At 66.9% G+C, this 12,039-nt stretch carries 13 protein-coding genes and 1 pseudogene; 7 read left to right on the top strand and 7 right to left on the bottom strand.

What is annotated here, in order from left to right; all coding sequences use genetic code 11:
* Positions 1-7 precede the first annotated feature (7 nt).
* Positions 8-862 carry a glycosyltransferase family 2 protein gene (locus tag ACE2AC_RS12160; protein WP_375687409.1) on the top strand — a complete coding sequence of 285 codons (855 nt, stop codon included), beginning with the start codon at positions 8-10 and terminating at the stop codon, positions 860-862.
* A 13-nt stretch (positions 863-875) separates the two neighbouring features.
* Here ACE2AC_RS12160 and ACE2AC_RS12165 read toward each other — a convergent pair whose 3' ends face one another.
* The 5 genes and pseudogenes from ACE2AC_RS12165 to fabA form a co-directional block, all read right to left on the bottom strand.
* The gene (locus ACE2AC_RS12165) at positions 876-1,010 is read right to left on the bottom strand and encodes a hypothetical protein (protein WP_375687411.1); all 135 of its coding nucleotides are present in this window, start codon (positions 1,008-1,010) and stop codon (positions 876-878) included.
* Between the two features lie 48 nt (positions 1,011-1,058).
* On the bottom strand, positions 1,059-1,733 hold the full coding sequence (locus tag ACE2AC_RS12170; protein ID WP_375687413.1) for an FAD-binding oxidoreductase: 675 nt from the start codon (positions 1,731-1,733) through the stop codon (positions 1,059-1,061).
* A 163-nt stretch (positions 1,734-1,896) separates the two neighbouring features.
* Positions 1,897-2,684: pseudogene (locus ACE2AC_RS12175) on the bottom strand (enoyl-ACP reductase).
* Positions 2,685-2,716: 32 nt separating this feature from the next.
* Positions 2,717-3,946: a beta-ketoacyl-ACP synthase I gene (gene fabB / locus ACE2AC_RS12180; RefSeq protein ID WP_375687415.1), complete on the bottom strand. Its 1,230-nt coding sequence runs from the start codon at positions 3,944-3,946 to the stop codon at positions 2,717-2,719.
* 31 nt (positions 3,947-3,977) lie between these two features.
* Positions 3,978-4,487, bottom strand: a complete 510-nt coding sequence (gene fabA, locus ACE2AC_RS12185; RefSeq protein WP_375687417.1) for a bifunctional 3-hydroxydecanoyl-ACP dehydratase/trans-2-decenoyl-ACP isomerase — start codon at positions 4,485-4,487, stop codon at positions 3,978-3,980.
* Positions 4,488-4,661: 174 nt separating this feature from the next.
* On the opposite strand from fabA, the gene irrA reads away from it, so the two are divergent.
* The 4 genes from irrA to ACE2AC_RS12205 all read left to right on the top strand — a co-directional run bounded on the left by irrA (position 4,662) and on the right by ACE2AC_RS12205 (position 7,522).
* The gene (irrA, locus tag ACE2AC_RS12190; protein ID WP_375687418.1) at positions 4,662-5,096 is read left to right on the top strand and encodes an iron response transcriptional regulator IrrA; all 435 of its coding nucleotides are present in this window, start codon (positions 4,662-4,664) and stop codon (positions 5,094-5,096) included.
* A 223-nt stretch (positions 5,097-5,319) separates the two neighbouring features.
* On the top strand, positions 5,320-5,859 hold the full coding sequence (locus tag ACE2AC_RS12195; RefSeq protein ID WP_375687420.1) for a hypothetical protein: 540 nt from the start codon (positions 5,320-5,322) through the stop codon (positions 5,857-5,859).
* A 192-nt stretch (positions 5,860-6,051) separates the two neighbouring features.
* Positions 6,052-6,792, top strand: coding sequence for a VPLPA-CTERM sorting domain-containing protein (locus ACE2AC_RS12200; RefSeq protein ID WP_375687422.1), 741 nt, complete (start codon positions 6,052-6,054; stop codon positions 6,790-6,792).
* A gap of 238 nt (positions 6,793-7,030) precedes the next feature.
* Positions 7,031-7,522 (top strand): fasciclin domain-containing protein, encoded by a 492-nt coding sequence (locus ACE2AC_RS12205; RefSeq protein ID WP_375687423.1) that lies wholly within the window; start codon positions 7,031-7,033, stop codon positions 7,520-7,522.
* A 66-nt stretch (positions 7,523-7,588) separates the two neighbouring features.
* On the opposite strand, the gene clpB is transcribed toward ACE2AC_RS12205, so the two are convergent.
* Positions 7,589-10,207 carry an ATP-dependent chaperone ClpB gene (gene clpB / locus ACE2AC_RS12210; protein WP_375687425.1) on the bottom strand — a complete coding sequence of 873 codons (2,619 nt, stop codon included), beginning with the start codon at positions 10,205-10,207 and terminating at the stop codon, positions 7,589-7,591.
* Positions 10,208-10,417: 210 nt separating this feature from the next.
* On the opposite strand from clpB, the gene ACE2AC_RS12215 reads away from it, so the two are divergent.
* Positions 10,418-10,741 carry a hypothetical protein gene (locus ACE2AC_RS12215; RefSeq protein WP_375687427.1) on the top strand — a complete coding sequence of 108 codons (324 nt, stop codon included), beginning with the start codon at positions 10,418-10,420 and terminating at the stop codon, positions 10,739-10,741.
* A 125-nt stretch (positions 10,742-10,866) separates the two neighbouring features.
* Positions 10,867-11,586, top strand: a complete 720-nt coding sequence (pyrF, locus tag ACE2AC_RS12220) for an orotidine-5'-phosphate decarboxylase (protein WP_375687429.1) — start codon at positions 10,867-10,869, stop codon at positions 11,584-11,586.
* A gap of 6 nt (positions 11,587-11,592) precedes the next feature.
* Here the strand turns inward: pyrF and ACE2AC_RS12225 are convergent, their stop codons facing one another.
* The gene (locus ACE2AC_RS12225) at positions 11,593-12,000 is read right to left on the bottom strand and encodes an NUDIX domain-containing protein (protein ID WP_375687431.1); all 408 of its coding nucleotides are present in this window, start codon (positions 11,998-12,000) and stop codon (positions 11,593-11,595) included.
* Between the last annotated feature and the right edge of the window lie 39 nt (positions 12,001-12,039).

Genomic DNA, 12,039 nt, shown 5'->3' on the forward strand with positions numbered 1-12,039 from the left:
CGACCTGATGCGCCACGACAGCCTGCAGACCTTCCTGCGCTCCGGCGCGGCGGCCCTGGCCCCCGGCCCGGTGGCGATGATCTTTGCCGAGGACGCGGTCGAGCTTGCCTCGACCATCCGGCACCACAGGGCCGCGGGGTTCGCGCCGATCCTCGTCTTCATGGCGCCCTACCTCGACCTGCCCGAAGCGGTGACGGATGCCTGCATCCGCATCGACTGCGACCTGACCGGCGACGGCGCCATGGTGGATGCCGTCAACGCGGTCATCGCGGCCGCGCCGGGGACGTGGATGTACTACTGCTACAACGCCGAATATCTGTTCCACCCGTTCTGCGAGACGCGCACCGTGCGCGAGATGCTGGCCTTCCACGCCGAGGAAAGGCGCGACGCCATGCTGACCTATGTCGTGGATCTCTACGCAGGCGACCTTGACGCGGCGGCAGACGCGGTGTCGCTGGAGGACGCGCATCTCGACCGGACGGGCTACTACGCGCTGGCCCGCGAGGGTGAGGCGACGGACCGGCAGCTCGATTTTTTCGGCGGATTGCGCTGGCGGTTCGAAGAGCATGTACCACCGTCGCGCCGCCGGATCGACCGGATCGGCTTGTTCCGCGCGAAACCGGGCCTGCGGCTGCGGGATGGCCATGTCTTCAACGACCCGGAATACAACACCTACGCCTGCCCGTGGCATCACAACCTGACGGCGGCGATCTGTTCCTTCCGCACGGCCAAGGCCCTGCGGGTCAATCCGGGGTCGCGGGAGCACATTCGCAGCTTCAAATGGCACAACTCGGCGCCATTCGAATGGCATTCCAGACAGCTTCTGGATCTGGGCCTCATGGAGCCCGGTCAGTGGTTCTGACGGAGACCGCCGCTCAGGCGCCGATCTCGAGGCGGATCAGGATACCCGCGATCAGGAAACCGCCCAGAACAAGCCGCATCGCCACTTTCGGCGCGCGGGCCATTCCACCGGATCTCCGCTTGGTGGTTTTGAAGTTCAGCTCTGCCATGACCCTTGTCTAACAACAGATTCGGACCTTGTTCAGGCCGAATTGGGGTCAATCCAGATCTTCGGTCACTATCCGCTCATCTTCGACGCCGAGTGACGACAAAGCGCTCATGACGTCATCGATCATCGGTTCGGGACCGCAGATATAGTAGGTGCCCTGCGATGGATCGACATGATCTGCCAGAAATGCCTGATCGACCTTCCGGGTCTCGACCCGGGCGCTATTCTGGTCGGTCACGGTGAAGACGCATTTCAGCCCCGGCATTTCCTCGAAGGTCTCGCGCAGGATTATGTCGTCCTCGGTCTTGTTGGAAAAGATCAGCGTGCAGCCGTCGAGCGTGCCGTTGTCGGCCAGCCGCTGGCGCAGGACGGCGATGAACGGGGTGATCCCTGCGCCTCCCGCGATGAAGGTGCCCGGCCCCCTGTCCTCGATCGCGCCCCAGGGGTCGTCGATGATCACCCGGTCACCTTCGGACATCTTGGCGATCTGTTCCGTCACCCCGGCATGGTCGGGGTAGGACTTGATCACGAACTCCAGCGTGTCGCCATCCGGCAGGGTGACGAAGGTGAAGGGACGCGTCTCGTCCCGCCAGCCCTCCTGGTCAAGCGCGAGGTCCACCGCCTGGCCGGCCCGGTAGGTGAAGCCATCGGGCTTGTCGAAGACGAGGTGGTGGGTGTCGTGCGTGACGGGTTCGATGCTCTGCAGCGTGAGCGTGTGTGGCATGGCGGCCTCCCTTGCTTTCCATGCCAACACGGTGCGGCGACGCCGGTTCCGGCGTCGAGGGGGCGTTGCAATGGGGGACCGACCCGCCGTGCCGCTGCCGGCCTCGGGGCTGTTGCCTCTCGGCGGCCTCGCCCGTGCAGGGCTACGCCGCCGGTGCTGAACGTCAGAGGTTCTCGGCCTGCGGCATGCCCAGGACGTGGTAGCCGCCGTCGACGCGGATGATCTCTCCGGTCGTGCAGGCGCCCGCATCCGAGGCAAGGTAGACCGCGGTGCCGCCGACCGCCTCAAGCGTGGCATTGGCGCGCAGCGGCGCGTTCGCCTCGGTCTGACGGAAGGTCTTGCGCGCGCCGCCGATGGCGGCCCCGGCCAGCGTCTTCATCGGGCCGGGGAAACCGCGTTCACCCGGATCCCGTCGGGGCCGAGGTCGTTGGCAAGGTAGCGGACCGCCGCTTCGAGCGCAGCCTTGGCGACGCCCATCACGTTGTAGAACGGCGTGACCCGGTTCGACCCCTGGTAAGTCAGCGTCAGGATCGTGCCGCCCTGCTTCATCAGCTTGGAGGCGCGACGCGAGACGTCGATCAGCGAATAGCAGGAGATATCGAGCGAGTTCTTGAAGTTGTCGCGGCTGGTGTTGATGAACCGGCCGGAAAGCTCGTCCTTGTTGGAATAGGCGATGGCATGCACGAGGAAGTCGAGCTGCCCCCACTCGGCCTCGAGACGGGCGAAGGCCGCGTCGAGCGAGGCGTCGTCGGTCACGTCGGCATCGACCATCAGCGTCGCGCCAAGCGAGGCGGCCAGCGGTTCGACCCGCTTGCCAAAGGCTTCGCCCTGGTAGGTGAACGCCAGCTCCGCGCCCTCGGCGGCCATCGCCTTGGCGATGCCCCAGGCGATGGAGCGGTCATTGGCCACCCCCATGATCAGGCCGCGCTTGCCCTTGAGTAGATCGCCCATGTCCGTCCCTGCCCGTCCCGTTTCTATCGCTCTCAGCCCCGGTAGCGTGACAGCAGCATGGAGCCGTTGGTCCCGCCGAACCCGAAGGAGTTCGTCATCACCGTGTCGAGTTCCGCGGCTTCGCGCAACTCCGTTGCGATTTCCTCGGGCTTCAACGCCGGGTCAAGCGTGGTGACGTTGATCGACGGCGCGATGAAATCCTCGTCCAGCATCAGCAGGCAGAAGATCGCCTCGAGCGCGCCCGCCGCGCCCTGCGCGTGGCCGGTCATCGACTTGGTCGAGCTGATCGGCGGGGTCTGCCCTTCGCCGAAGACGCGGCGCACCGCTTCGACCTCACCCACGTCACCGACGGGCGTCGATGTGCCGTGCGCGTTGATGTAGCTGACCTTGCGGCCCTCGGGCAGGGTGGACAGCGCCAGCCGCATCGCCCGTTCGCCGCCTTCGCCGGACGGGGCCACCATGTCGTGGCCATCCGAGGTCGCGGCGTAGCCGGTGACCTCGGCGTAGATCTTGGCGCCGCGCGCCAGCGCGTGCTCAAGCTCTTCGAGCACGACGATGCCGCCGCCGCCCGAGATGACAAACCCGTCGCGGTCCGCGTCGAACGCGCGCGAGGCGGTGGCCGGGGCGTCGTTGTATTTCGAGGACATCGCGCCCATGGCGTCGAAGAGGCACGACAGCGTCCAGTCAAGCTCTTCGCCGCCGCCTGCGAACATCACGTCCTGCTTGCCCATCATGATCTGCTCGGCCGCGTTCCCGATGCAGTGCAGCGAGGTTGAGCAGGCCGAGGTGATCGAATAGTTGATGCCCTTGATCTTGAACGCCGTGGCCAGGTTGGCCGAGATCGTCGAGGACATGCATTTCGGCACCGCGAAGGGCCCGATCCGCTTGGTCCCGCCGGATTTCAGCACCGTCTGGTGCGCCGCGAACATGGCCGAGGTCGAAGGGCCGCCGGACCCGGCGACCAGGCCGGTGCGCGGATTGACGATGGTGTCCTCGTCGAGGCCCGCGTCCGCGATCGCTTGGCTCATCGCGATATGGGCATAGGCCGCGCCCGGCCCCATGAAGCGCAGGGTGCGCTTGTCGACGTGTTCGGCCGGGTCGATCTTGAGCGTTCCGGCGATCTGGCTGCGGAATCCGTTCTCGGCCATTTCGGCGACCGGCTCGATCCCCGAGCGGCCTGCCTTCAGCGAGGCGGTGACTTCCTCGGCATTGTTGCCGATCGAGGAGACAATCCCCAGACCGGTGACGACGACGCGACGCATGGCGCTCTCCTTCCCAACGGGCTTGGCGGTGTCAGCTTTCCGACAGGGCGACCTTCATGTCGGAGACTTCGTAGATAACCTCGCCATCCGCTTCCACAATGCCATCGGCCACGCCCATGGTCAGGCGGCGGGTCTGCACGGCCTTGGTGAAATCCACGTAGTACGTCAGCCGCTTGCGGTCGGGGCGGACCATGCCCTTCAGCTTCACTTCGCCGACGCCCAGAGCATAGCCGCGGCCGGTCCAGCCGCGCCAGCCCAGATTGAAGCCGGTCAGCTGCCACAGACCGTCGAGGCCGAGGCAGCCGGGCATGATCGGGTTACCGGGGAAGTGGCAGTCGAAGAACCACAGGTCGGGCGTGATGTCGAATTCCGCCACCACGTGGCCCTTGCCGTGCTTGCCGCCATCGCCGCTGATGTCGGTGATCCGGTCCATCATCAGCATCGGCGGCTCGGGCAGCTGAGCATTGCCGGGGCCGAATAGTTCGCCACGGGCGCATTTCAGCAGGTCGTCTTTGTCGAAACTGGTCGGATAGCCGGCCATGCTGGTTCGCCCCCTCTTCGCCTCGCCCTTCCCGGACGTCGCTTCCCTCTATCACCGGGCGAAAGTGCCTTGCAAGTGTATGACACTTTGACGCTACGGAGCCGCGAACCAACGCGTTTTCGGGGAAACGCATTGAATTTTCCCCGGCAAGAGCCTATATTGCCTGCCGAGGAGATGGATATCGTGCAGCCCATTACGCAAGACGCGACCCAGACCGGTACCGATTGGCTCAGCAGGGGTGGCCTGCGGCCGACGCGGCAACGCATTGCCCTGGCGGCGCTCCTCGTGGGCGACGGCCACAATCGGCATGTGACGGCGGAAAGCCTGTACGAGGCGGCGATGATCCATGGCGAGCGCGTGTCGCTGGCCACGGTCTACAACACCCTGCGCGCGTTCTGCGACGCGGGGCTGATGCAGGAAATCACCGTCGACGGGTCGAAAAGCTACTTCGACACCAACATGCACGACCATCCGCACTTCTTCTGGGAGGACGAGGGCCGCCTGTCCGACGCGCCCTCGGACCAGCTGGAAATCGCGCGCCTGCCCGAGGCTCCCGAAGGGGCCGAGATCAGCAAGGTCGACGTCGTCATCCGCCTGCGCAGGCGCTGATCCCCAAAGCCCGATCCCGACGCTGAAGATACGACAAGAATGTCGGTTTTCGGCGCGCCGATTTCCGCGCCGCTGATACGACTGGCCGGTGCGGCGGACGGAAATTGAGTCGTCCGGCGACGTGCCCCACCGGCGGGGCACACATAACGGTAGACACGCCAGCAACACCCCGACCGGGTCCGGTCCGGTCGGAGATGCCATAGGCACTTCGGAGACACTCCAAATGCATTTCCAACTGCGCTCCGCCATCCTGGCGGTCGCATTCGCAGTCGTGGCCACGGCCTCCCATGCCGTGACGACGATGGGTTTCATGACAACCGACACCTCGATCATGGCCGGCGACAGCACCCTTGGGCTGGCGACCGCAACCTCGAACGAGCATTTCGGCGGCGTCGACGGCGTCATCACCGCCCTCAACCCGCTGATCGCCAGCCTCACGGCGACGGTGAACCCCTACCTGACGCTTGTCGGGGGCGGGTTCTCGAACTCGATCAAGCTCGGCTACCAGGTGAACGCCGGGCTGGTGCAGTACCTGACCATCGTTCCGACCGCCGGCACCGGCGCGGCGGCGATGTCCTTTGCGCTCGACACCGGCGACACGCTGCGCCTGATCATCGAGGGCAAGGCGGGCCGGTCCGGCAACCTGGTGACCTTCGTGGTCGACAGCGTTCCGGCCGAGGTGCCCGTCCTTCCGGCCGGCGGGCTGATGCTGACCGCGCTTGGCGGCCTGGCGATCACCCGGCGGCGGGCCAGGGCGGCCTGACCGCCTTTCAGGTCCAGCGAACCATGGGGGCTCCGCCACGGCGGGGCCCCTTTTCGCGACGGGCGCCGAAATTTCTTGTCGGGCCTTTCCCTGACCTTAGCGGGGCATTGTCATTATTCCGGAAACAACTGCCTCACTGCCTTCGTGTCTCTGTCACGGGCCATTTGCCCGCAACCGAACAGGGAGTGAGAAATGTTTTCGACCCGAACCATACTCGCCGGCGGCACCGCGCTGGTGCTGGGCGCGGGGGCCGCACAGGCCGCGCACCTGAGCTACTACGAAGTCACCTTGAGCGAATTGAACAACTCCGGCGTCAGCGGCGGAGGGACGCTGGAATACAACTCCGACACCATGCAGCTGGTGGTCGAGATGTCGGTGAAGGGGCTGTTTCCCGGCCAGCGCCACATGGCGCACATCCACGGCACGCCCGGCGCGGATTCGGTCCTGCCGGACATGAGCGACGATGCGGACGGCGACGGCTACATCGAGGTGCTCGAGGCCGTCGGCAAGTACGGCGACGTGATGCTGAACCTGTCCGATCCGGCCACCGGCATGTTCCCGATGGCACCCGGGCTGGGGGGCATGCTGAGCTTCAGCTACACCTACGACCTCAGCGTCGAAGTCGACGGCGATCCGACCAACGACATCCTGATGGGGCTGCTCGGATCCTACACGCTCGACGATTTCGGGCCCGAGATGCTCGAAATGCGCGAGATCGTGTTCCACGGCGACATGATCACCGCCGCGGGCGGTGGTGCGCCCGGCGCGGGCACCAGCGGAGAGATCGACGGGACGGTGGGCTTCAAGCCCCTGCTGCCGGTCGCCGCGGGTGAAATCCGCGCGGTCGCGCCGGTGCCCCTGCCGGCGGGCCTGCCCCTGCTGGCGGTCGCGATCGGTGCGCTCGGCTGGATGCGCCGCAGCTCTCGCAGCTAGGATCGGCGGGGGCCGTGCACGCACACGGCCCCCGACTGCCCGCTCACGCCGGTTCACGTCGGACAACGAAATCTTGATTGGAAATCCGCGGCTGTCGTGGCTTGACGCTGCGGCAGGCAAAGTCAAGACCGACGCGGTCGATTTTCCCGCCACGGGCGACTGATCCGACCGGCGTTCCCGTCCGTCTCCCCGTCGATGCCGCCACAGGGGCGGCGTTCCATAACGGGAGACCACAGCCATGATCCGCAGAACCTTCATCGCACTCGTCACCACCACCGCCATTGCAGCCCCGGCCTGGGCCGACAATCACATGGGCAAGGACATCGTGGACACCGCCAACGAGGCGGGCAGCTTCTCGACCCTGCTGGCCGCGGCCGAAGCCGCGGGCCTGGCCGAGACGCTGAAGGGCGAAGGCCCGTTCACCGTCTTCGCCCCGACCGACGAGGCGTTTGCCGCGCTGCCCGAGGGCACCGTCGAGTCGCTGCTCGAGCCCGAGAACAAGGACAAGCTGGCCGCGATCCTCAGCTACCATGTGCTGCCCGGCGCGGTGATGTCGGGCGACCTGAGCGACGGCATGATGGCCGCCACGGTCGAGGGTGAAGAGGTCGAGATCTCGCTTGGCGACCAGGTCAAGGTGGACGGCGCGACCGTGACCCAGGCCGATATCGAGGCGTCGAACGGCGTGATCCACGTCATCGACTCGGTCCTGATGCCCGACTCGGCCAAGTAAGGCCCACCCAGGAAAAAGGCCCGGTCCCTCGCGGGGCCGGGCCATTCGTTTCGCAGGCGTCAGCGGTCAGTGCACCGTGGCGTCCTTGGGCGCGTCGCGGTTGGTGCTGCCCACCCGGTCGCCCAGGATCAGGCCCTCGGACCCGGCCGAGACATGCACCACGTCGCCGTCCTTGACGTCGCCCGACAGCAGCATTTCGGCCAGCGGATCCTGCAGCGCGCGCTGGATCACCCGCTTCAGCGGCCGTGCCCCGAACACCGGGTCGTAGCCTTCGTCGGCCAGCCACTGCCGCGCGCCCTCGTCGAGGTCGAGCGTGATCTTCCGCTGGGCCAGCCGCTTGAGCAGCCGCGCCATCTGGATGTCCACGATCCCGTCCATGTCCTTGCGCGCCAATCGGTCGAACACGACGATCTCGTCCAGGCGGTTCAGGAACTCGGGCCGGAAATGCGCCCGCACCGCTTCCATCACGTCGCGCTTGGCCTCGCCACTTTCGGCGCCTTCCGGCAGCCGCGACAGGGCCTGCGAGCCGAGGTTCGACGTCAGGATGATCAACGTCTGCTTGAAGTCGACGTGCCGGCCCTGGCCATCGGTCAGGATACCGTCATCGAGAACCTGCAGCAGCACGTTGAACACGTCCGGGTGGGCCTTCTCGACCTCGTCGAAGAGGACCACCTGGTACGGCCTGCGCCGCACCGCCTCAGTCAGCACGCCGCCCTCGTCATAACCGACATAGCCCGGAGGGGCACCGATCAAGCGGGCCACGGAGTGCTTCTCCATGAACTCCGACATGTCGATCCGCACCATGGCGCTGTCGTCGTCGAACAGGAACTCGGCCACCGCCTTGGTCAGCTCGGTCTTGCCGACACCCGTCGGCCCGAGGAAGAGGAACGAGCCCAGCGGCCGGTTCTCGTCGTTCAGGCCCGCGCGTGCCCGGCGGACGGCATTTGCCACCGCCGTCACGGCCGCGTTCTGGCCGACAACCCGCTTGTGCAGCCCGTCCTCCATCCTCAGCAGCTTGTCGCGCTCGCCTTCCAGCATCTTCGACGTCGGGATCCCGGTCCAGCGCTCGACCACCTGGGCGATCTGTTCGGGCCGGACGGCCTCTTCAACCATGACGCCCTCGGCCTCCTGCTGCTCGGCCTCGCCCAGCTGCTTCTCGAGGTTCGGAATGATGCCATAGGACAGCTCTCCGGCGCGGGCCAGGTCACCGTTCCGCTTGGCGATCTCGAGATCCGCGCGCGCCCGGTCAAGCTGCTCCTTCAGCTCGCGCCCCGAAGCCAGCTTGTCCCGCTCGGCCTGCCAGCGCGCGGTCATCGCGTCGGACTTCTCCTGCAGGTCGGCCAACTCGATCTCGAGCTTTTCAAGCCGGTCCTTCGACGCCGCGTCGTCCTCTTTCTTGAGGGCCTCGGCCTCGATCTGCAGCTGGAGGATCTGCCGGTCGAGCTGGTCAAGCTCTTCGGGCTTGGAATCCACCTCCATCCGCAGTCGGCTGGCCGCCTCGTCGACGAGGTCGATCGCCTTGTCCGGCAGGAACCGGTCGGTGATGTAGCGGTGCGAGAGCGTCGCGGCGGCCACCAGCGCAGAGTCCGAGATCCGCACACCGTGGTGCAGCTCGTACTTCTCCTTGATGCCGCGCAGGATCGAGATCGTGTCCTCGACCGTCGGCTCCTCGACCATGACCGGCTGGAACCGGCGGGCCAGCGCCGCGTCCTTCTCGACATGCTTGCGGTACTCGTCGAGCGTCGTCGCGCCGATGCAGTGCAGCTCACCCCGCGCCAGTGCCGGCTTGATCAGGTTGGCCGCGTCCATCGCGCCGTCCGTCTTGCCCGCGCCGACCAGCGTGTGCATCTCGTCGATGAAGAGGATGATCTCGCCATTGGCGGTCTCGATCTCCTTCAGGATCGACTTCAGCCGCTCCTCGAACTCGCCGCGATACTTCGCCCCGGCGATCAGCGCACCCATGTCGAGCGCCAGCAGCCGCTTGTTGCGCAGGCTCTCGGGCACGTCGCCGTTCACGATCCGCAGGGCAAGCCCCTCGGCGATCGCGGTCTTGCCAACGCCGGGTTCGCCGATCAGCACCGGGTTGTTCTTGGTCCGCCGCGACAGCACCTGCATCGAGCGCCGGATCTCGTCGTCGCGCCCGATGATCGGGTCGATCTTGCCCTCCTCGGCGGCCTTGGTCAGGTCGCGGGCGTATTTCTCGAGCGCCTCGAACGTGTCCTCGGCGCTGGCCGTGTCGGCGGTGCGGCCCTTGCGGATGTCGTTGATCGCCTCGTTCAGCTTCTGCGCGTGCACGCCGCCGGCTTCCAGCGCATCGCGCGCCGGACCCTTGACCAGCGCCAGAGCGGTCAGCAGGCGTTCGACCGGAACAAAGCTGTCCTTGGCCTTCTGCGCCAGCGTCTCGGCCTCGGCCAGCACCTTGACGGTCTGCTGGCCCATGTAGGTCTGCCCGGCATCGCCCGAGACTTTCGGCAGCTTGTTCAGCGCGATGTCGACGGTCTGCAGCACGCGCGCCGGATCCCCGCCCGCCTTGCGGATCAGGTTCGCCGACAGCCCTTCGCTGTCATCCATCAGTGCTTTCAGCAGGTGTTCGGGCGCCAGTTGCTGGTGGCTCTCCCGGATCGCGATCGTCTGCGCGGCCTGGATGAAGCCGCGCGACCGCTCCGTGAACTTCGACAAGTCCATGGGTGTCTCTCCTTTGCAAAGCGTTCCCTCGCGGCCACCCTACTCAGAGGCATGTGCCGCATCGGAACCTCATGACCAAGATGGGGAAACCCGCCCATCGGTTCAAGCTGCGGCGCGGCGGAAAAGGAACCAAATGCGCGTTTGGAGGGTTGCAGGGGAAACAGAAACCAAGAGGCAGGGACAGTGGCAGGGCAATCGGAGGTTTGACCCATGACCCGACAGAAGAGCCGAATTTCGCAGATCACCTACAACCCGGCGACCCGGTGCTTCGAGGCCGCGGTCACCCTGATGGAGGGGGACGAGGCCTATACCTACCCGGTCTCGCTACCCGCACCGCTCGACAGCGCCTATGCCGACGTGACCAGGGCGGTCCTGGCCAAGGCGCAGCAGGCCCACCGGGCAACGCGCCCCGGCATCCGCAGCCTGAAACCGACGCGCGACGCGCTGGCGATGCCGATCGTCATCCCGCCCTCGGTGCGCGAGGCGACCGTCGGCCTCTGGGACCGGCTGCTGAACGACGGCAAGGCCGCCTGACACCGCGCAACGAGCGATGGCAGGGGCGGTCCGACCCCGCCCCTGCCATGCCGGGTCGGCCCGTCCACCCTTGACCCACAGCCCTGAACGCCGCATTAGACACGCAATCCCATCAGGAGGCGGACATGGCGGACGACCGTTTGATCGTGGCCCTCGACGTGCCGAACGCACTTCAGGGTCTGCAACTGGCCGAGCGCATCGGCGATGCGGCGGATTTCTACAAGATCGGGCTCGGCATGCTCACCGGCGGCGGCATGGCGCTGGCCAACGAGCTGAAGCAGGAGCACGGCAAGCGCGTTTTCCTCGACATGAAGCTCTTCGACATCCCCGCGACGGTCGAGAACGCGGTCCGCGGGATCGCGGCCTACGAGCTCGACTTCCTCACCGTGCACGGCGATCCCTACGTGGTCCGCGCCGCCAAGGAGGGCGCGGCGGGCAAGCCCACCAACATCCTCGCCGTCACCATCCTGACCTCGCTGGAACGCGACGACCTCGACACCGCGATGATCACCGCCGGTGACCTGAGCGAGATCGTCGTCACCCGCGCCGCCCGCGCGTTCGAGGCCGGGGCCGACGGCGTCATCTGCTCGGCCCGCGAGGCCGCCGCGATCCGCGCCCTGCCGCAGGCCGAGGGCCGGCTGATCGTCACCCCCGGCATCCGCCCGCTGGCCGCCGCCGACGACGACCAGAAACGCGTCGCCACCCCGCGCTCCGCGATCCGCGACGGCGCCGATCACATCGTCGTCGGCCGCCCGGTCTGGCGCGCCGAGGATCCGCGCGCCGCGGCGCAAGCCATCCAGTACGAGATCGAGACCGCCTGGCAGTCGAACACTAGCTTCGCCTGACCCCGGTCAGCCGGCCAGCATCAGCCGCAGGCGGTCCGCGAAATGCGGGATCGCCAGCGCCTCGGCCAGGTAGCGGTCGGGCGCCATCACGTCCCAGCCCTGCCCCTCGCCACCGAAGCGGACTTCGGCCAGCCGCCGGGGCGAGATGCGCGCGCCGAAGAACCACACCCGGCTGGGCGCTGCGAAGTAGCGCCGCCAGAACAGGTCCCCCGGTGCCAGCACCAGCCCCGTCTCCTCGCGGGTTTCGCGCAGCACGCAGGCCACGGGGCTTTCGCCGCCCTCCCGGCCGCCGCCCGGAAAGTCGAGGTATCCCGGCCAGGGGATCGGCTTGTCGGAATCGCGCCGGATCACCAGCAGGTCCGTCCCGACGAAGAGAGCCGTTTTCTCGCCGTCGAACGGCCTGTCATAATCCATGGCCGCACTGTAGGATGAGTGCCTGCGCCCCGCCAGCGA

The organism is Pseudooceanicola sp. LIPI14-2-Ac024 (assembly GCF_042188925.1).
In the GTDB taxonomy this organism is placed as follows: domain Bacteria; phylum Pseudomonadota; class Alphaproteobacteria; order Rhodobacterales; family Rhodobacteraceae; genus Pseudooceanicola.

What these genes read in the sequence shown, in the direction of transcription:
- ACE2AC_RS12160 (WP_375687409.1), top strand. Translation starts at nt 8, where the DNA reads ATGCGCCACGACAGCCTGCAGACCTTCCTGCGCTCCGGCGCGGCGGCC.
- ACE2AC_RS12165 (WP_375687411.1), bottom strand. Translation starts at nt 1,010, where the DNA reads ATGGCAGAGCTGAACTTCAAAACCACCAAGCGGAGATCCGGTGGAATG.
- ACE2AC_RS12170 (WP_375687413.1), bottom strand. Translation starts at nt 1,733, where the DNA reads ATGCCACACACGCTCACGCTGCAGAGCATCGAACCCGTCACGCACGAC.
- fabB (WP_375687415.1), bottom strand. Translation starts at nt 3,946, where the DNA reads ATGCGTCGCGTCGTCGTCACCGGTCTGGGGATTGTCTCCTCGATCGGC.
- fabA (WP_375687417.1), bottom strand. Translation starts at nt 4,487, where the DNA reads ATGGCCGGCTATCCGACCAGTTTCGACAAAGACGACCTGCTGAAATGC.
- irrA (WP_375687418.1), top strand. Translation starts at nt 4,662, where the DNA reads ATGGATATCGTGCAGCCCATTACGCAAGACGCGACCCAGACCGGTACC.
- ACE2AC_RS12195 (WP_375687420.1), top strand. Translation starts at nt 5,320, where the DNA reads ATGCATTTCCAACTGCGCTCCGCCATCCTGGCGGTCGCATTCGCAGTC.
- ACE2AC_RS12200 (WP_375687422.1), top strand. Translation starts at nt 6,052, where the DNA reads ATGTTTTCGACCCGAACCATACTCGCCGGCGGCACCGCGCTGGTGCTG.
- ACE2AC_RS12205 (WP_375687423.1), top strand. Translation starts at nt 7,031, where the DNA reads ATGATCCGCAGAACCTTCATCGCACTCGTCACCACCACCGCCATTGCA.
- clpB (WP_375687425.1), bottom strand. Translation starts at nt 10,207, where the DNA reads ATGGACTTGTCGAAGTTCACGGAGCGGTCGCGCGGCTTCATCCAGGCC.
- ACE2AC_RS12215 (WP_375687427.1), top strand. Translation starts at nt 10,418, where the DNA reads ATGACCCGACAGAAGAGCCGAATTTCGCAGATCACCTACAACCCGGCG.
- pyrF (WP_375687429.1), top strand. Translation starts at nt 10,867, where the DNA reads ATGGCGGACGACCGTTTGATCGTGGCCCTCGACGTGCCGAACGCACTT.
- ACE2AC_RS12225 (WP_375687431.1), bottom strand. Translation starts at nt 12,000, where the DNA reads ATGGATTATGACAGGCCGTTCGACGGCGAGAAAACGGCTCTCTTCGTC.